General features: G+C 43.4%; 17 protein-coding genes. 5 read left to right on the plus strand and 12 right to left on the minus strand.

Going from position 1 to position 18,051, the window contains the following annotated elements; translation table 11 throughout:
- Nucleotides 1-63: 63 nt before the first annotated feature.
- Complete coding sequence (locus DPF91_RS15010; RefSeq protein WP_117235248.1) at nucleotides 64-1,140, plus strand: LacI family DNA-binding transcriptional regulator; 1,077 nt, start codon at nucleotides 64-66, stop codon at nucleotides 1,138-1,140.
- Between the two features lie 33 nt (nucleotides 1,141-1,173).
- Here the strand turns inward: DPF91_RS15010 and DPF91_RS15015 are convergent, their stop codons facing one another.
- A complete protein-coding gene (locus tag DPF91_RS15015) occupies nucleotides 1,174-1,785 on the minus strand; it encodes a TetR/AcrR family transcriptional regulator (RefSeq protein WP_117235249.1) in 612 nt (203 codons plus the stop codon).
- A 154-nt stretch (nucleotides 1,786-1,939) separates the two neighbouring features.
- Here DPF91_RS15015 and DPF91_RS15020 point away from each other — a divergent pair, with 154 nt between their 5' ends.
- The 3 genes from DPF91_RS15020 (at nucleotide 1,940) to DPF91_RS15030 (ending at nucleotide 4,877) form a co-directional block, all read left to right on the plus strand.
- The gene (locus DPF91_RS15020) at nucleotides 1,940-2,956 is read left to right on the plus strand and encodes an MBL fold metallo-hydrolase (RefSeq protein ID WP_117235354.1); all 1,017 of its coding nucleotides are present in this window, start codon (nucleotides 1,940-1,942) and stop codon (nucleotides 2,954-2,956) included.
- A 14-nt stretch (nucleotides 2,957-2,970) separates the two neighbouring features.
- The gene (locus DPF91_RS15025; protein WP_117235250.1) at nucleotides 2,971-3,309 is read left to right on the plus strand and encodes a DUF5329 family protein; all 339 of its coding nucleotides are present in this window, start codon (nucleotides 2,971-2,973) and stop codon (nucleotides 3,307-3,309) included.
- A 212-nt stretch (nucleotides 3,310-3,521) separates the two neighbouring features.
- Nucleotides 3,522-4,877 (plus strand): MATE family efflux transporter, encoded by a 1,356-nt coding sequence (locus DPF91_RS15030; protein ID WP_241033838.1) that lies wholly within the window; start codon nucleotides 3,522-3,524, stop codon nucleotides 4,875-4,877.
- Between the two features lie 47 nt (nucleotides 4,878-4,924).
- On the opposite strand, the gene DPF91_RS15035 is transcribed toward DPF91_RS15030, so the two are convergent.
- From DPF91_RS15035 to DPF91_RS15070, 9 genes are all read right to left on the minus strand, one after another.
- Nucleotides 4,925-5,902: a DHH family phosphoesterase gene (locus tag DPF91_RS15035; RefSeq protein ID WP_117235251.1), complete on the minus strand. Its 978-nt coding sequence runs from the start codon at nucleotides 5,900-5,902 to the stop codon at nucleotides 4,925-4,927.
- A 50-nt stretch (nucleotides 5,903-5,952) separates the two neighbouring features.
- Nucleotides 5,953-6,771, minus strand: a complete 819-nt coding sequence (locus DPF91_RS15040) for an ETEC_3214 domain-containing protein (RefSeq protein ID WP_117235252.1) — start codon at nucleotides 6,769-6,771, stop codon at nucleotides 5,953-5,955.
- 2 nt (nucleotides 6,772-6,773) lie between these two features.
- On the minus strand, nucleotides 6,774-6,944 hold the full coding sequence (locus DPF91_RS22110) for a hypothetical protein (protein WP_164684196.1): 171 nt from the start codon (nucleotides 6,942-6,944) through the stop codon (nucleotides 6,774-6,776).
- Nucleotides 6,945-7,007: 63 nt separating this feature from the next.
- Nucleotides 7,008-8,486, minus strand: a complete 1,479-nt coding sequence (locus tag DPF91_RS15045) for a transglycosylase SLT domain-containing protein (protein WP_117235253.1) — start codon at nucleotides 8,484-8,486, stop codon at nucleotides 7,008-7,010.
- A gap of 81 nt (nucleotides 8,487-8,567) precedes the next feature.
- On the minus strand, nucleotides 8,568-9,182 hold the full coding sequence (locus tag DPF91_RS15050; protein ID WP_117235254.1) for a lipoprotein: 615 nt from the start codon (nucleotides 9,180-9,182) through the stop codon (nucleotides 8,568-8,570).
- A gap of 192 nt (nucleotides 9,183-9,374) precedes the next feature.
- Nucleotides 9,375-10,757, minus strand: a complete 1,383-nt coding sequence (locus DPF91_RS15055) for a hypothetical protein (protein WP_117235255.1) — start codon at nucleotides 10,755-10,757, stop codon at nucleotides 9,375-9,377.
- Nucleotides 10,739-11,917 (minus strand): hypothetical protein, encoded by a 1,179-nt coding sequence (locus tag DPF91_RS15060; protein WP_117235256.1) that lies wholly within the window; start codon nucleotides 11,915-11,917, stop codon nucleotides 10,739-10,741. The genes DPF91_RS15055 and DPF91_RS15060 overlap by 19 nt, the downstream gene beginning before the upstream one ends.
- Complete coding sequence (locus DPF91_RS15065; RefSeq protein WP_117235257.1) at nucleotides 11,917-12,633, minus strand: hypothetical protein; 717 nt, start codon at nucleotides 12,631-12,633, stop codon at nucleotides 11,917-11,919. The genes DPF91_RS15060 and DPF91_RS15065 overlap by 1 nt, the downstream gene beginning before the upstream one ends.
- A gap of 11 nt (nucleotides 12,634-12,644) precedes the next feature.
- Nucleotides 12,645-13,589: a hypothetical protein gene (locus DPF91_RS15070; RefSeq protein ID WP_117235356.1), complete on the minus strand. Its 945-nt coding sequence runs from the start codon at nucleotides 13,587-13,589 to the stop codon at nucleotides 12,645-12,647.
- A gap of 684 nt (nucleotides 13,590-14,273) precedes the next feature.
- Between DPF91_RS15070 and DPF91_RS15075 the strand changes: the two genes are divergently transcribed.
- Nucleotides 14,274-14,942: a YiaD family glycine zipper/OmpA-like lipoprotein gene (locus tag DPF91_RS15075; protein WP_117235258.1), complete on the plus strand. Its 669-nt coding sequence runs from the start codon at nucleotides 14,274-14,276 to the stop codon at nucleotides 14,940-14,942.
- Between the two features lie 184 nt (nucleotides 14,943-15,126).
- Here the strand turns inward: DPF91_RS15075 and DPF91_RS15080 are convergent, their stop codons facing one another.
- Nucleotides 15,127-16,164, minus strand: coding sequence for an FAD-binding oxidoreductase (locus DPF91_RS15080; RefSeq protein WP_117235259.1), 1,038 nt, complete (start codon nucleotides 16,162-16,164; stop codon nucleotides 15,127-15,129).
- 67 nt (nucleotides 16,165-16,231) lie between these two features.
- The gene (gene hcp, locus DPF91_RS15085) at nucleotides 16,232-17,893 is read right to left on the minus strand and encodes a hydroxylamine reductase (protein ID WP_117235260.1); all 1,662 of its coding nucleotides are present in this window, start codon (nucleotides 17,891-17,893) and stop codon (nucleotides 16,232-16,234) included.
- Between the last annotated feature and the right edge of the window lie 158 nt (nucleotides 17,894-18,051).

An 18,051-nucleotide genomic window follows, 5' to 3' on the forward strand; every position in this document is an offset into this window, starting at 1 on the left:
CTCTTTGTTTTCGGAAACATTCGGATATGTTATTCAAGACATTTTTACTTGGATGAAAACACCATGACCGTGACCTTCAAAGATGTGGCTAAACTGGCTGGCGTCTCTACTCAAACCGTTTCTCGTGTCACTAATGGATCAGAGAATGTGGCGGAAAAAACACGAAAGAAGGTAAATCAAGCCATTAAGCAGTTGGGGTACGTGCCAAATAAAGGGGCGCAAATGCTCAGCCGTGCAAAATCAAAAAACATTGGCTTGGTCACTTTAGATATGGCATTACATGGTGCAGCTTTAATTGCCAACGGTGTTCGCCATATGGCGCATGACTTAGATTGTGGTACTGCAATCTCTGTGGTCTCTGAACCCACACTAGCCAATGTACAAGAGGCGATCAGAGAGCTTATTGCACAGCAAGTTGAAGGGGTGGTACTCAATGTTCCTCTGACCAGTGAAAATGCTCTAAAGGTGGAGGAGCAATTCCAAAGCCTCAAACTGGTGTTTATTGATGTCCCTGAAACCGCACCTGTTCACTTCGTTCATGGTGCTCATGCCGAAGGGGCTGAGCAAGCCGCAGCTCATTTAATTAATCGCGGTCGAGGCTCATTTATGCTGATTACTGGTCCGGAAAACTCGAGTGCGTCGCAAGTACGCCTTGAAAGCTGGCTAAAGATCATCAAGCAAGAGGAAAGACAGATCGCTTGGCGTTACACCGGTGATTGGCAGGCACAAAGTGGTTACTTAGCGATTCGTGAGGCCTTTGCTCAAAACAAACAGTTTGATGCGGTGCTGGTTGCTAGTGACCAAATGGCACTTGGCGCACTACGAGCGCTGTATGAACTGAACATTCGCGTGCCAGAACAAGTAGCGGTGGTGGGTTTTGATGGCATTGAGGATAGTGCTTACTTCACCCCTCCTCTAACGACCATCAAACAAGATTTCAAAGAAATTGGCAGGCAAGCTGTCATTCAAGCAATGAAACTGATTGAACTTGGCAATCAACCGAACATCGAGCTGCATCAGCACCATGTACCGGTCGATTTAATTGAACGCAGAAGCAGCGAGGAAAAGGAAATCTCGAACTACAATAAGCATGACATTCAACAGCTTCTGCGTCAGATAGAGTCTATGCTACCGGGTTAAGGTTGACCTAAACAAACCCTAAGTCCATCGTGATTAAGCTCGGTAGTGACTTAAGAACATTTTCGCTGTTTGAGTTGCCAACTGTCTTGCTTGGTCTTGAGTTAAGGAAGGGTGCATACCCATGACTTGAGGCCAAAATGCACTGCCTTTAACCAAGCTATGCAATTGAATATTAGCAAATTCAATATCCTCGATTTTCAGCGTACCTACTTCTACTTGCTGCCCTAGCCACCTGAAAATCGCGGTATCTTTTTTTGATATCTTCGCCTCTTGTTCTTTAAGCTCTTCAGGCTTGTGGAAGTAGTGACTCATCGCGACTTTGGCCAGTTCAATGTAATGAGGTGCTGTCGCCACATTGATTTCACTTTCAAGCAAAACGATCAACTGCTCCTCTAAAGACAGGTTTGCCAAGCCAGAGATTTCCTCTTCGGTCGTGGCTTCGCGCCATAACTCTGACAGCAGTTCTACGACCAAGGCTTCTTTCGAAGAAAAATGGTTATACACGGTTCGCTTGGATACTTGAGCCAGCGCAGAAAGCTTATCCATGCTGGTATTTTGCACGCCAAATTCCTGAAATGCTTGCTTGGCCGCAGTAAGGATCGCTTCGCGTTTTAATTCACTGCGTCCTTTTCTTTTTGTATTCATACGGTTAAAGATCCTAGTCCCAACTAACATTCACTATTTTACACTAAGCAGTTTACTTTTAAAGAACTAAGTGTAAACTACACCGTACAGTTTACTTTGTGTGTGAATCTTTAGAATGAAAAAAGCTATCTTAGCCACTGTTGGAGCCGTTGCCATGACTACATCGATCATCTCTTGTTCTAGTTCTGATGAAAAAAATAAAACCAACTACCCAAAAACTTTCGCTAATACAGAGCTTGAGTACAAAAGTGGTTTGGGCGACATCCTTAAGATTGCAAAGTCTTACTTCACGACTGAACGTCTGAATCCAACACCCACTTTTGATTTGCCTGTACAAGCCATCACTGCAGAACAACTCACCGAAGAGCAAGAAGATGTTATCTATCGCCTTGGTCACTCAAGTATCGCGATGAAGATCGATGGCCAGCTTATCCTTACGGATCCAGTCTTCAGTGACCGTGCATCACCAGTACAGTGGGCTGGGCCAAAACGCTTCCATCAAACGCCGATTTCTTTGGACGATCTTCCAAACATTGACGTAGTGATGATTAGTCACGATCACTACGATCATCTGGATAAAGCAACGGTTAAACAGCTTGCTGATCGAGTGGGTGTTTTCTTAGCGCCACTGAAAGTCGGCCAAATCATGATCAACTGGGGAATTCCAAAAGAAAAAGTGGTGGAACTAGAGTGGTGGCAGTCATACACAGTCAACAACGTAGAGTATGTTCTCACACCAACCCAGCATTTTTCAGGTCGTGGGCTGACCGACCGTGATGGAACGCTTTGGGGCAGCTGGGTGATCAACGGCCAAACAAACAAGGTGTTCTTTAGTGGTGATTCAGGTTACTTCTCTGGGTTTAAAGAGATTGGTGATAAATATGGGCCATTCGATTTTACTATGATCGAGACCGGCGCTTACAATACCTTATGGGCAGACATTCACATGTTCCCAGAGCAAAGTGTTCAAGCGCATATCGACCTACAAGGTAAAGTGATGATGCCTATTCACAACAGTACCTTTGATCTCGCTATGCACGATTGGAATGAACCTATGCAGCAAGCAATGGAGCTGAGCGAGCAACGTGGCGTAACTATGGTGAGCCCAGAAATTGGGCAGCGTTTAGAAATCAATAACCCACTCCCATTGCAAACTTGGTGGAATCGATAACCTAAGGAAAAAGTATGAAGCGTACCGCTGTTTTGATGAGTTTGAGTCTATTGTGTACTCCTGCCATGGCTAATGTGTCAGATGATGTAACCCAACTCATCACTCAAGTCGAACATTCAGAGTGCACCTTCATTCGCAATGGCAAACGCCATACTCAACAAGAAGCCGCCGATCATCTACGTAGAAAATGGGATTATGCAGAAGACGATGTCACAGATATCCAAGTCTTTATTAGTGAAGTGGCTTCAAAAAGCTGGTTCACTGGGACTCCCTACACCGTTGACTGCCAAGGTAGGACTCTAACCAGTGAAGAGTGGTTAACTCAGCTTTGGCAGCAAGCGAATAGCTATTAACATTTAACCGTCACGTCAATCCGTGGCGGTTTTTTCAAATATAAAATTCTAATCCTGCAGCCACTCCTAACAATTTTTATCTAGCAGTTTCATAAGCCATGATTGTTCAGTGACATTATGCACAGAAATAACTCGCGTTCCCCTCTCTAACTTCAGTACAATATTGCCCTTACGGCTACTCTGGCCTCTCTTCTGATACCGGGCACTCACCCATGACAACTTCGACTCAAACCGCGTCATCTAACTTAGATCAACGCATGAACATCGTGACCCTTACCTGGCCGATTTTCATCGAGATTCTGCTGCGCACCGCACTCAGTACCAGTGACGTATTTATGTTGAGTAGCTATTCAGATAAAGCGGTATCAGCAGTCGGCGTGATCAGTCAGATCGTCTTTTTCTTAATTGTCGTTTCTATGATGGTCAGCAGCGGTACAGGTATATTAATTGGCCAATACAACGGCTCAGGCAGACTGAAGGATTCCGCCCACGTTGCCGTTGCCAGTACCATGTTAGCTCTGTTAGTCGGAGGCTTGTTGAGCATCGGTGCTTTCGTCAGTGCCGAGGGCATCATGATTCTATATGGGCTTGAACAACAGGTAGCCCAATACGGTTATGACTACCTAATTATTAGTGGTAGTTTGACGATAAACGTCACCGTAGGCATCGTATTCGCGACGATTCTACGCAGTAATGGCTACTCAAAAGAGCCGATGCTCATTAACTTAATATCAGGTGTTATCAATGTCATTGGTAACTATATTGCCCTGTATCAGCCATTTGGTTTGCCTGTTTATGGGGTGAGCGGTGTCGCCATCGCAACGGTATTAAGCCAAATCATCGGCACCATCATGCTGTGGTTTGTGATGAAGCAAAAGCAGATCGACCTTCCTTTCCAAGAATGGCGTACCATCCCTAGCCAGCTCTACAAGAAAATCATGAAGATCGGCATGATGAATGCGGGTGAGATTCTGTCTTATAACTTGATGCAAATGACAGTAGTGTATTTTGTCGTACAGATGGGCACAGCCTCATTAGCTGCGTTCACCTACGCGCAGAATATTGCTCGCCTCTCTTTTGCATTCGCTCTCGCACTGGGTCAAGCGAGCCAGATTCAAACCAGTTACTTTGTAGGTAAAGGCTGGGTAGATGAGATTCTACATAAGGTACAGAAATACTTCGTGGTGGGTTTTCTCGCTTCGACAACTATCACTTTGATTGTTTTCTTATTCCGTTACGAAATCGTCGGTGTGTTTACCCAAGATTCGGATATCCTAGCGCTTACAGCTGGCTTAATCGCCGGCTCCATCCTGCTCGAAGCTGGGCGGGTATTTAACCTCATCTTTATCTCAGCGCTTAAGGGCGCTGGTGACATCAAATTCCCAGTTCAACTCGGAATCGTCAGTATGTGGGGCTTCGGTGTCGGATTTACCTACATCCTTGGTGTCTCATTCGGCATGGGCGTTCTTGGCGCTTGGCTCGCTATCGCAATGGACGAGTGGTTTCGAGGTGTAATTATGGCAAGGCGCTGGCGCAAGAAGGGCTGGACAAGGTTTATTGAAAAATAGGCGAAACACTTTTTAGAAAAATACATAAGTGCGTCGCCTTCCAATATTTATGCACCAAGCACAAGGTTTGGGCGAATAAGGTCGTAAACGAAATCCAGCTCATCACTCAACTGATATTGATTATTAATGATTCCGCCGGCCATATGTGAATGCCCTCCCCCAAAACCAAGCCTTTGGTCATTAAGGGATCGACGCACAATATTCGCCACATTATTCTTTGGGCACTCTGAGCGCATTGATAAAAACGTTTTTTCTCTATTGCGAGCGGTAAGGACAATAATATCCAACTCATCAACGCCCAGTAGGAAATCTCCTAACACACCAAGCATGTTCTTTGGGCAACCTTCCGGAAGCACCGCAAACGCTGCATTTTTCTCCCTACGCATCGTATTCAACATCGAGTTAAAGAGCTGTAGTTCATGGAACTCGACCTGGTTCCTACAGATCTTATTTACCATCTCGTTGTCCGCTTTGGCTTGCAGATAGTGCAACGCTTTCAGATCTGCCGGGCTCACTGCACGTGTGAAATTAGCGGTATCGAAACTTAACCCGACTAGCAGTGCTGTTGCCACTTTTTCAGGCATACTCAATGAGAAATAACGATAGTATTCAACCATCATGGTCGCTGTTGAACCATAGTTTGGCCGTATATCGTCATACCAAACAAAATCCGGCGCTTTCACTTGGTGATGATCAATGACACCAACCTCTAAACCAGGAAAATCAGTAATGTTCTTCTCACCAATACAGCCATCGATTACTATAATTTTGTCCGACGGTTGTAACTGTAACTCTCTCGGTTCATAAATGGGTATATCTAACCAGTCGATGAGATTGCGAAGTGAGATACGATCGACATACCCTTGAAAGGTGATGAATGGTTCAAAGCCCTTGCTCTTGAGTAAATGAGCCAGTGCGTATGCTGACGACAAGGCATCATGATCAGGGAAATCATGAGCTTGAACAATAATCCTTTTGTTGCCCTTTAAACGCTCTAAGAACGCTTCAAATTTTTTATTAGCCATATATAAAACAGGCCCTAAACTTTGCAGGTTAGAGCCTTCTTCAACTGTTATTAGATCTTATTGATTAGTCGATACTCTGTATTCGAAAGAATCGCATCTTCTAAAGCACCAATTCCAAGAGTGCTATAACCATAAAAGTTCGGTTTTGTATGTAGACGAAGTGACTGTACGGACTCCGCCACGTTCTCATCCAGCATTAGCGCATCCGTTACTCCCGCCAAAAGCTTCTGAGTACCATCACTCATTGGGGAAATAAATTCACTCACTCCACTGATAGACGCATATAAGAAGCCGAACTCACCACCATTGTTTTCCTCAATATAGTAGTTACCCGTTCTTGCGTAAGAAGCCCGAATTTCGTTAACACTTTCAATGGCATTGAAATGATTATCAAAGAATTCTGTTCCTCCAGCATGCTCTAGTGTTTCTGGAGCAAATCCTTCATTAGGAAAAACCAGATAAGCCACGATCGCATCATCTCGAGAGATTGCAGACAGTATGAAGTTATCATCCTGATAGTATTTAATAACATCATCATTTGATGAGCGCTTGATATATACCGGGGCACCAAAGGTTTCATCCAAGATGTCAGCCGACGAGCGAATATAGATCTTATCTAACTTCTTATGGGATGGGATATCTGTCATTTGAGATAAACCGAAATCTACTATCTTCTCAATCGCATCAAAGCTGTCATTAAAACCGCCTAGTGCAATCGAGACGACAGAAGCCAAGCCAATAGTCTTCGCCCAACCTCCCGCCCAAGAGTTATGCTGTCGCGCTTCGACTAACTCGTCTTGGGTTTCTTGGATCTCCTTGAGCTCTTCTTGAATCTCTTTCTGAGCTTCATCTATTTGTGCTACAGACATGATTAGCCCTTAATTTCGTCAATTTTATCAAGAAGGGCCTCTTTCCCCTCTTCGGCATGCTCCTGCACACGCTCAAATGTGTCTGTGTCCATCAACTGTTCAATCTCATCGGTGTAGTTAATGCCGACATAAATTCCGATAGCGATAAAAAAAAGTACAAAAATCTTAAACATGGTTTATCTCAATTTCTTTTAAATAAATTGAGCGCATCACAAGGTAATGCGCTCGTTATAACGTTATTTATACAGTGATATGCGCCCACTTACTTTTTCTAAATAGCCCTTCGTTTCATCGTAAGGGAGATTTGCAAGCATATGGTTATAAACTTCATCAGGAGTCATCGAGTTGATTACTTTAATCGCACTCGATTTTTTCATAGAGCGGTCCTTATTGAAGGTACGATACACGTTCCCATGGCCTGTGTTATATGCTGCGATTACGCAGTATTTAAGGCTCTCTTTGTTTTCAACACCTTTCATGTATCTATTCGTTAAAATATTTAGGAAGGCCGTACCGGTTTCAACGTTGATAACTGGTTGGTATAAATCTGCGGATTTCATTGGTGCATCGATCTTGCGAACTATCTTGTTCACATCATGACCTGCACTGGTTGGTACCACTTGCATCAAGCCAAACGCAGGAATATGCGATTTAGCATCTGGACGGAAGGCTGATTCTGAGTGCATGATCGCCATGATGAGCGCCGCATCGATTTCCCAGTTTTTACTCTCTTTCTCAGCCAAAGGCGCATATTTGCTTGCACGTGCTTTTAGACTGTTTTCAGGAAGCTTAACCTTGTAACTCACCACTTTCTTCGGCTTTTCAGCATCTAAGGCTGGCTTCGATACTTGTGGTTTAATCGGCTTGGCTTCAGCTTTTGCCACGTCTTTCGCTACCGCTTGTTTTTTCTCTACAGCAGGTTTCTCTGCTTTAGCGATGGCTGGCTTCGCTTCGGCCTGTGGTGCTGTTTCAATGACAGCTGTTTTTTCTGGGCGCTCAACTTTAATGCCGTGCTTAGCTCGCATTTCATCATACAGCTTCGTTTGTGCTGCAATACGTTCTTGCGCTTGAGCAAGTAGTGCTAACTTCTTGTTGTGCGCGCGCTGGTAAATAAATGAATCCGGAATACCAGTATTTGAATTAATCAAACGGTCAGCTTGCACGTCTAACTCTTTCATTTGACGTTGAGATTGCTGAATAACAAAGTCTTTCTCAGCTTGTTCTTTCTCTAATGAGTAAAGAACCGCGTGATCTTCTGCCTTCAAGTTCTCTAGCTCGACTTTTTGTCCCGCAACTTCAACCGGCATGTCTTTAACCAGTGCCTGAACGTCAGCCTCTGAACTATCTGCATCGACTAAGATAGAAACTGTGGCTTCATTTGCCTCGTAATCAACCGCGGTCTTAACTGAATCGTCTTCAGAATATTGAACATCTTTAGTTTGAGAAGACACTTCACCTTCACCCCAAACTTTAATCAGGTCAGAACGTCGCTCATCTAGGTTCTTCGTATATTCATCACGCCAAGCTTCATACTCATCCAAATACGCATTAACGTACGCATGAAAGGCTTTCTTCTTTTCTTCTGGTGTTTGATTTGCTTTTGCTACAGCCTTGTTTAGCTGCTGAAGTTGGTCTTCAGAAACCGCAAAAGCAGGAAAGCTCACAGCTGCTGAAATAGCCACAGCTAAGAACGTTTTTCCTAATTTCGTGTACATATATCACTCCTTGAGCACAGAAAGACAAAAAGCCGCCATAGTGGCGGCCCTTATCTACTTTAACGAGTCATGAATCCGCGTTTATTTTTTCAAAGCTTCGAATGCTTCTGCTAGATCAGCAGCCGCTTGCTCGTTATTGAACTGGTCCCAAAGTGCAGAATCCTCACCTGCTACTTGGTCAATCACATTGTTCATGTTTGAGTCAAACGTCGCTTGGTCCATACCAATAAGAACGTACAGGCCACCAGCAGGGCTAGCTTGGCTTACAATCACTCGACTGTTCGTTAGGTTACGAGTTACTACGGTTTTAGTGATGTTCTCGAACGTTTCTTGTACATTCTCATCAACAATACTTACACCCTCAGCAGATGAAGTATTGACTGAGCTTTCAACTGCTTGTTGAAATAGGTTGTTTACGTCAGTCTCAAACTGAGCAGCAAGATTAACGCGAGCATCGTTAGTAGCGATCTTGCGCATAACACTCATACCCGCTGCGCTTTTCTTCGCATAACCTGTAGCGCCTGCAGCAAGATCAGTTGGGAGCACATCACAGATCCACCCTGGAGCTTCCACTGTTGGAGCATCAGGGAAAGTACATTGCGCAAAGTTCTGAGCTTGCTCAACCGTTGCATGGTTGTTGCTCTGACAGCCTGCTAGGGCTGTAACTAGTGACGCTGCAATAAATAGTTTTTTCATTATTAAAAATTATCCGTAACGGTTTTTAGTCGTGATTCCCATAAGTAAGTTTGAAAGTGAACAATTTCTTGTAAAAGTCCAGCTTACCTATAGTGTGTTTTTATATTCTCAGTGATGCTTCTCAAGCATTCTGCAATCGGCTGTGTGAAAGCGTATAGTTCACTGAAAACGAAAGCCTTATAGAAGCAATGCTTAAAGCACTTTTATTTGGTATTCATTGAGCACATTCAGCTTCGAATGATAATTCGACTTATGGGTTCGCATAATGCGTTCAATATGTTTAGCTAAATCACTTGTATCGCTAAGTGACCTTAACTGAATAACAATATTGCTTCCTTTCTGGCTTGGTTTTATATCGGAAACTCCATTGATATTGCGTATCGATTGATAAAGCTGCCCCTGATTGCCTACTGCCTTTTGTGAAATAATTAGCTCTCGAATAGGCCCACCTCGGCTTGCCATTATTTGCACCGAAGACTGAAGCTCACGCTTTAATGCTACTTGGTTATCTTCGACTGCAAGATGAACAGTGGCGAGTTCATTGAGCATGCCTTTTTTGTTTGGTAACGTCATGAGAGTAGGATCATTGCGCCAACTTCCATATCGGTTTCCAGCGCGATCGAGCACGGTTGCCTCAAGCTCAAGCTGTAAACCAGAAGGCGTTACTTTTTGAGTTTCTTTTACATCGAGAATGAGACTCGACTGAGCAGGGTTTAAAGCAAGATCAAAGCCCAATTCCGCAAGAGTGTTTGAAAAGGTGTTTTTTACGATCGGAAGCTGTGAGCTAACATAAATAGAGGGCTGACCAAGACTTTTTAACAACCTTGCTATTCTGTCTTCCACTTTTTGTCGCTCAACAAATACATCAAGCGTAAGTTTAACGGAACCGTTAGGATTTTCTTGGTAAGAGATTTCATTCCAACTGGAAATCATACCTTGAGGTTCTAGCGACAGTGATTTTGTAGCGATCTCTTGTAGCTCGAAGCCATCACCACTTTGTTGTCCTAACTGCATATGGTTGGAATTGACCATAGCACCTAATACCTGACTAATCGCACGCCTAAAAGCATCCTGTTCAGCAACTTGCCTAGCACTCAATGCGAGCTCCTTGCTTTGACTGCCTTCGCCAATAACTACAACGGACATTACGGGTGAGTCATCCCACTCAATATCGCCGTCAAAACCCGAAAGTTCCGTGCTAGGTTGCGGTGCCAAACGTACAGTTACACAAGTATCATCTCCTAGAATTTCCGCTGGACCATACTCTGCACCAACATTGTCGTTAGCAATGTCTTTTATCAGTAAATCACGACTCTGTTGGTCGAAATGTTGATCTATCAATGCTCTGTCTTCTGCAGAGAAAGACACCGAGGTTCTACCTTGCAAAAACAGACGAAGGCTATTCAAACCATCAGCCTTTGCAGATTCAATTGCCATTGCTCCACGACCATATGCACAGCCCTGTTCGATGAGAGCCAACGTCGGTTGGCCCTTATCTAGTTCCAATGCAGGAACGGACATGCTTACAAACAAAGTTCCAATAGCAAAGCTTTTACCTAGCCCTTTGTTGCCCATGTGCTACGCTCCTTCATAAACTCCAGTGGCACTCCTACGCTCACAGCAAAAATACGTCGCTGACGGTCAGGACGATAGATTCCATCCTCAGCAATGTCTTTCACTTCATCGGCAACATTACTGTCCTTCCAACGAATTATTTTGCCTTGGGCACTTTGTTGACTTGGGTTAACGGTAGCAACACCAATTGGCTCGACAAACCCTGCACTGTACTCAAACACAACCATGGTTTCATTAGGTAATACACCTGCATTTTGACCACGATCTAGCGAAATGCGATCACCTTTAATACCCATAACTTGAGCAGTAGCCGGCATCTCTTTGAGCAAGCGTGTCAGCATAATATCGAAGCCACGTGATGACATTTCATTCAAAACTGCATCGACATCTTTACCACTTGTGTAGTTGAAACCGCGATAATAATCGCCATTTGCAATCACAGTGGTGTAGCTGTCTTTATCACGCACATCAAAGTTGGAAACACGAATCTTCCCGATGTTTGGATAACTCAGCTTTTCACGTGTATAGGGGTCGATCACACCCGTCGTCATCTCCATTGACGTTTGAAATAATGACTGGGTTGAACCAAATAGCATATCGGCCGTTTTGAGCACATCGACTTTCATTATGTAATCAGTCGATAATTTACTCCTGCCACTTACTTTTTTCGCTACATTCGCGGCACCTTCATCTGCGAGAATTTCTTCCATAGCAGCATTTACAGAATCAGTATCACGAGTAAGAATACGGAAGCGGTTAACACCCGCAAACTGATTTTCTAAGGTGTTTTCTAGCGCCTTAGTTTGGAATTTTCCAATACTTGAATGCATCGCATTGAAAACATCTGCAGATTGCCCCTGAAGGCTCTCATTCACATCCGTTTTCACATCACCGAAATACAAACGAATCGTTTTCTTCGCTAGTGGGCAGCGTGAGTCTTTTTCTTCCGCTTCATAGCTACAAAATTGAAGACCTTGTGTATTGAAGTACGCCGGTACTTCAATATCATCACTGCTAAATTCATACGCTGACTTTCCGATAACCAGCGATGAATTTCCCGCATTGCTTTCAACTGAGTACGTTTGGCTACCTTGATTACTCTGACAGCCAGCTAAAACAATGGCAGCCGAGACTAAACCTGCAATACGAGAAATTTTCATTATGATTTCACTTTATCTGCAACAACTTTATCTAAGTTTTCAAGCTGTTCAATAGTATTTTTATCCAAAGAAATCAGCTGATTAGCATCAAACGCAAGTACAGAACGCGCTTCCATCTCTTTGTATGCCTCAACTACAGGTACGATTTCTTCTTCACTTTCATCTTCAGCTTGCTCATTTGAGAAAGCTGCTAAAGCACTGCTAAATCCGCCAGCTGCTGCATCTTGTGCCAATAAAGATGCATTGTCAGATGCAATGATAGCTAGCTCACCAGCTTGAACTGCGATGTCCAGTGCCAATTCAACGTTTTTATCGAAGATATCATCAGATGCTTTTTTATAAGCTTCAACTAGCGGTGTGATTTTTTTGTTAGCAGGCTTACCTTCGTCAAACTCTGCCATAGCAGCACGAAGCTCTTCATCAGACTTATCCGCGTTTACAGCCAAGAAACCAGCAACGTCACCGTGCTTAGAAGCAAGCGTACGATAGTCATTAAACACGGCACATTGGCGCTCCTGGATCGACACCATTACCTCAGATACTTTATCAACTGTGAATGAAACAGGAGTAAAGTCAGCACCTAGCTCATTACAATTCTGAGTCAATTCCGTGCTCATAGCTTCGCGGTCTACTGTTGCTGATTCCATGCCTGGAATTGACGAACAACCAGCCATCGCTGATACAACTAAGCCGGTAAGAATTGTTTTTTTAAGCATTTTTAGATCCTTTAGTTAAAGAGAGTATAAATAGAATTTTCATTCAGAATTTTTGTTATTTTATCTTGTGCAGAAATAAGTGCTTCTTCTTTACTTATCGCTGATTCACCTATTTCAGATAGAACTTTTTGACCAACCGCTACATTAGTGTTTCTAGCTTCAAACACTTGTAAAATGAGTTTTTGCTCTGCCATGTATTTGTTGTTTTTTCGACCTTTTCTTGCATGTCCTTTGATATATACAATGATGTCCCCTTGAGAGGTGGCCCTTACCTTCTCACTTAATAATGAATTAACTTCTTGGGAGTACATATCTGAGGCTGAGCGAATAGAAATATTGATACTTTTAACACGCTCGATAGTCTTACTTTCCAGCACGACTTGTTGGTCATGAAAGGCTCTGGCTACATCATTATTTATCGACGATAAAACAAGAATTGATTGTTGCGTTTTCTTTAGTAAGTTTTCAGCTTCACTGAAAGACAATGTACTTTTCCAGTCACGGCCTTGATTTAAGGTATACTGCTGGGCGCGACGGTGTTGCTGATTAATATCACGTGATAGTTGTTCAGCCCAACGTTCTTTATTAACGCGAAATTCGAAATAACACTCTGAACCATTGCAGTCTGACTTCACCACTTCCATATTGGTAATGTTGATGGGTGCCGACGTGATTGTTGATGTTGTATCAAGTGTGTTGTGCAGTTGAGCGTCTGACTCTCGCTCTTCTCCGTTTCTGATTTTTGTTGTCTCTCGGTATGTCTGCGAGCTACTCTCAGAAACCTGAACAGTACTACTCATTCGCAAGGCTAACTTTTCTTTGGCGTCCCTTTCTGCTTGAGATTGATTTTTCCCATAGCCCTCAATATATAGGTACGGCTCAGCTAACACGGAACATGAAATATTAAATAAACATGTAACGATTAGTAATTTAAATATAGCGTTAACTTTTCTCACAAAAACCTCAATCAACTTCCTTGTATCTAAGTAACATTAGAAACATTGATTCCCATAAAGTTATCTATTTACAGTGCTAATTAACTTGATAAATAAAAAACCAAGCATGAACAAAATGTAAAAACGTTAACACTTTACAAACAACAATTAATAAGCTGAGCTTATGTTATATACCTAAGACCCTGCACTCAAGATTACAATTATAAAATTGACTAAGTAATATACAAAATATCACTTATATTTGACATAACCCTGACTTAACAAGTATAAAATTCACCCACAAATGACATTTAAATCAATATAAGTTAATGTTTACCAATAAATTAATTAACAAAATTTTTAAGGTGGAATTATTTATTTCTTTTATAGATAGTTTTTATAATTCTCAAATATGTGACATTGATCACGGGTAGTATTTCAGTCAAAGTTTGATACCTGGTCAATATTCATACAAAGCTAACACTATTGACATTTAAGTTAATACATTAGAATTCGTAAGTACTCTTCCAACTGAGCCCCTTTAGCTCTTGTAAAATATCGGTCTTATAAATGGCTAGAGTAAGATTCACAGATTGCAGAACTACTCTCGTATTTACTTGCAATTTTTATCTTCTTAACAGCATTGCAATATCTAAATTTTTAAAATAGCCTACGGTTACTCTTGAGAATTATGGATTCAGAAGTATGAAAAAAATTTCCGTCGCTTTGGCTCTTCTAGTTGCCCTAACAGGCTGTCAGGCAACTCAACGTCAAAATGCAACAACAGGTGAGACAGAAACCAATTCAGCAACCAAAGGGGCTGTTATTGGCGCCATTGGTGGTGCAGCTATTGGCTTAGCAACAGGTAAAGATGCAGATGATCGCCGTAAGCGTGCACTAATCGGTGCAGGCGCAGGTGGTGCTATTGGTGGTGGTGTTGGTTACTACTTTGACCAACAAGAAGCAGCGCTGCGTGAAGAACTAAAAGCCTCTGGCGTGCAAGTGAAGCGTGTAGGTGAAAACCAGCTAGTGCTTGTAATGGAAAACGGCATTGGTTTCCGTTCTGGCGATTACAACCTAGATGCAAGCATCTTTAATACGCTAAATGGTGTCGCTCGTATCCTAGTTGAGTACCCAGAAACCTCATTGCAAGTTGTTGGTCACACTGACAGCACAGGCTCTGATGCAACGAACCAAACGCTATCTGAGCAACGTGCGAACTCTGTGCGCAGCTACCTAGTCAGCCAAAAAGTAGCTTCTGGCCGCATTTTCGCTACAGGTTACGGTGAGCGTTACCCGATCTGTGATAACGGTACTTCGGAAGGTCGTGCGTGTAACCGTCGTGTAGAAATCTCTATTCAGCCTCTGCAATAAAAGCTAGAGAGCTAGAGAGCTAGAGAGCTAGAGAGCTAGAGAGCTAGAGAGCTAGAGAGCTAGAGAGCTAGAGAGCTAGAGAGCTAGAGAGCTAGAGAGCTAGAGAGCTAGAGAGCTAGAGAGCTAGAGAGCTAGAGAGCTAGAGAAAAATAGGGGGTTGACGTTTACAAAGCGTTCTAAATTATTAGTTCAAACTCACTTCAACATCACTTTGTACCTGCGTCGAACATGCTAGCGTATATCCCGCTTCGATATCGGCTTCAGTCAGAGTTTCAGTGCTGCTACGGGTAACTTCACCTTTGGTAACTTTGCACTTGCAAGAACCACACATGCCGCTACGGCATGCGATAATCACGGGCACACCATTTTCTTCCAATACATCGGCAAGAGTTGCACCTTGAACGACTTCAGCACTGACCCCAAAAGCGGGAACCTCGAACTGAACCACGCCACCAGCATCTTCTGCCTCTGTGTGAGCGTCAATAGGAGTAAAGCTCTCTTGGTGGAACTGACTTGCGTCGACACCTAGCTCTAATGCGTTTGCTTCCATATCACTCATGAAGGCCGTCGGCCCACAGAGATACACTGTGCGTTCTGCCAAATCAGGGCAAAGTGTAGTTAGCCACTCTTTATCTAAGCGACCTTCCTCATGCTCTGCGTCGGTATTGTCTTTAAGCAACAACTTAAGATTGAAGTTGTCATGCTCTACAGCGAGTGCTTCTAACTCTTCAAAGTAGATGGTTTGAGCTTTGCTTTTCGCTTGATGGATGAAGGTAATATCAATTTCCGCTTCATCACGCAGCCAAGTTTTTGCCATCGACATGACAGGCGTAATACCACAACCCGCACTCAGCAAAGCCACTTTCTTTTTAGGTTGGCAATCAATACTGTTGAATGGACCTGTCGGAGTTAACACAGCGACTTCATCACCCGCTTTCAACTCATCGACAATGTAGTTAGACATTAAACCGCCTTCAACTCGTTTGATGGTCAACTTAAGGTGGTTATCGCCCGGCATCGATGCGATAGAGTAAGCACGGTATTCCATCTTGCCATTGAACTCTAAACCCAAAGAGACAAACTGCCCCGGCTTAAAACCACTAAAATGCAGATGCGTTCCATCTGTGGCTGCAAGCTGAATACTCACGGTATCTTGAGTCTCAAACCACTTGTTGACGCAGCGCATTTGGGCTGGTTGATTGTTTTGCCATTCAATAAACATGTTATTCCTCGTAAAAACGCCCAATGTTTCGAGCAAAACATTGGGCGATAAAAAGGTTAGCTTGAAATTAAGCTGCTAGGATATCGTTCAGATCGCCTTCAACGGTGCCAATACTGCGCATGTCGAACTTCTCTTGGATGATCTTAACCAGATTCTCAGTCAGGAATGCAGGTGCCGTTGGGCCTGTGTAGATGCCTTTTACACCTAGAGCAAAGAGCGTTAGCAGAATAACAATCGCTTTCTGCTCAAACCAAGATAAAACCAGTGTTAGTGGCAGCTCGTTGATATCGCAGTCAAACTCTTTTGATAGAGCAAGCGCAAGCTGAATTGCAGAGTAAGCATCGTTACACTGACCAACATCAAGAAGACGCGGGATCCCGTTGATATCGCCAAATTGGTTCTTGTTGAAACGGTACTTACCACAAGCAAGAGTTAGGATGACTGTGTCTTCTGGCGCTTGAGCCGTGAAGTCTGTGTAGTAGCTACGCTCTGCTTTGTCGCCATCACAACCACCCACTAGGAAGAAGTGCTTGATGTTACCCGCTTTGACTTCATCGATAACTGCAGGTGCGGCTTGCATCAGTGCATTACGACCAAATCCAACCGTGATCATCTGCTCTATTTCATCGTGCTTAAAGCCTTCTTGCTCTAGTGCACATTCAACCACTTGGTTGAAGTCATCACCTTCAATGTGTGCAACACCCGGCCAGCCAACAATGCTACGAGTGAATAGACGGTCTGCATACTGACCCACATTTGGGTTCAGTAGACAGTTTGACGTCATCACGATAGCACCAGGGAAGTTTGCAAATTCTTTTTGCTGGTTCTGCCATGCGCTGCCGTAGTTACCTACTAAGTGAGAGTACTTTTTAAGCTCTGGGTAAGAGTGTGCTGGCAGCATTTCACCATTGGTGTAAACGTTGATGCCTTTACCTTCTGTTTGCTGAAGGATTTTTTCTAGGTCGTGAAGGTCGTGACCAGAAACTAGGATCGCTTTGCCTTTTACCGTCTTAACATTTACTTGTGTTGGCTCTGGGTGGCCGAAGGTTGTTGTTTCGCCTTCGTCCAACATTTCCATCACTTTGTAGTTCATTAGACCGATCTGCATCGTGCACTCAAGTAGCGCATTCAGGTCTGTTGGATCCGTACCTAACCAAGCCATGATTTGGTGGTATTCGGCGTAGATGTCATCGTTAGTTTGCTCAAGAACGCGAGCATGCTCCATGTACGCTGCTGCACCTTTCAGGCCGTAAAGCGCAAGTAGACGCAAACCAATTACATCTTCGCTGATTGTCTCGTAACCACGGTTTACCGCAACTTGAGGAGCAAACGCTAGGATCTCCTCCGCTGTTTTTGGTAGCTCGAAGTTCGCCACTCCTGGTGCTTCTTCCAATGCAACATCACCTAAACGAGCAGCTGCGATAGTTTGATCTTTAAGGCGAGCTTTGTAAGTTGCTGCTTGCTCTGATAACTCAAGAATACGAGCAGGGTCAAAGTTAACGTTAGTCAACGTCGAGAAGAATGCACGTGGAGCCCACTGGTTGATCTCGTTATCAACAATGTCGAATTTCTTCGCTTGCTCTGCCCAGTAAGACACACCCTGTAGAACGTAAACTAGAACGTCTTGTAGGTCAGATACTTCGGATGTCTTACCACACATACCTTGTGCGAAAGAACAACCTTTAACAGTTGGGGTTTGAATAGTCTGTTCACATTGAATACAGAACATGGGTGTCTCCAGTGGTTATTATTTCTATTGTTACGATGTTTCTACACATCGCGATAATTACACTGGAATTGCACGGGTCGTGCCAAAAGTTAAGCTATTGAAATTAATAACATTTAAGTAAATCAACAAAGCACCTTGATGTATTAAAGACTACACAA

The sequence above is a fragment of the Vibrio maerlii genome (assembly GCF_003415655.1).
Lineage (GTDB): Bacteria > Pseudomonadota > Gammaproteobacteria > Enterobacterales > Vibrionaceae > Vibrio > Vibrio maerlii.

What these genes read in the sequence shown, in the direction of transcription:
- DPF91_RS15050 (WP_117235254.1), bottom strand. Translation starts at nt 9,182, where the DNA reads ATGAAAAAACTATTTATTGCAGCGTCACTAGTTACAGCCCTAGCAGGC.
- DPF91_RS15065 (WP_117235257.1), bottom strand. Translation starts at nt 12,633, where the DNA reads ATGCTTAAAAAAACAATTCTTACCGGCTTAGTTGTATCAGCGATGGCT.
- DPF91_RS15035 (WP_117235251.1), bottom strand. Translation starts at nt 5,902, where the DNA reads ATGGCTAATAAAAAATTTGAAGCGTTCTTAGAGCGTTTAAAGGGCAAC.
- DPF91_RS15045 (WP_117235253.1), bottom strand. Translation starts at nt 8,486, where the DNA reads ATGTACACGAAATTAGGAAAAACGTTCTTAGCTGTGGCTATTTCAGCA.
- DPF91_RS15055 (WP_117235255.1), bottom strand. Translation starts at nt 10,757, where the DNA reads ATGGGCAACAAAGGGCTAGGTAAAAGCTTTGCTATTGGAACTTTGTTT.
- DPF91_RS15030 (WP_241033838.1), top strand. Translation starts at nt 3,522, where the DNA reads ATGACAACTTCGACTCAAACCGCGTCATCTAACTTAGATCAACGCATG.
- DPF91_RS15080 (WP_117235259.1), bottom strand. Translation starts at nt 16,164, where the DNA reads ATGTTTATTGAATGGCAAAACAATCAACCAGCCCAAATGCGCTGCGTC.
- DPF91_RS15025 (WP_117235250.1), top strand. Translation starts at nt 2,971, where the DNA reads ATGAAGCGTACCGCTGTTTTGATGAGTTTGAGTCTATTGTGTACTCCT.
- DPF91_RS15040 (WP_117235252.1), bottom strand. Translation starts at nt 6,771, where the DNA reads ATGTCTGTAGCACAAATAGATGAAGCTCAGAAAGAGATTCAAGAAGAG.
- DPF91_RS15010 (WP_117235248.1), top strand. Translation starts at nt 64, where the DNA reads ATGACCGTGACCTTCAAAGATGTGGCTAAACTGGCTGGCGTCTCTACT.
- DPF91_RS15060 (WP_117235256.1), bottom strand. Translation starts at nt 11,917, where the DNA reads ATGAAAATTTCTCGTATTGCAGGTTTAGTCTCGGCTGCCATTGTTTTA.
- DPF91_RS22110 (WP_164684196.1), bottom strand. Translation starts at nt 6,944, where the DNA reads ATGTTTAAGATTTTTGTACTTTTTTTTATCGCTATCGGAATTTATGTC.
- DPF91_RS15075 (WP_117235258.1), top strand. Translation starts at nt 14,274, where the DNA reads ATGAAAAAAATTTCCGTCGCTTTGGCTCTTCTAGTTGCCCTAACAGGC.
- DPF91_RS15020 (WP_117235354.1), top strand. Translation starts at nt 1,940, where the DNA reads ATGACTACATCGATCATCTCTTGTTCTAGTTCTGATGAAAAAAATAAA.
- DPF91_RS15015 (WP_117235249.1), bottom strand. Translation starts at nt 1,785, where the DNA reads ATGAATACAAAAAGAAAAGGACGCAGTGAATTAAAACGCGAAGCGATC.
- hcp (WP_117235260.1), bottom strand. Translation starts at nt 17,893, where the DNA reads ATGTTCTGTATTCAATGTGAACAGACTATTCAAACCCCAACTGTTAAA.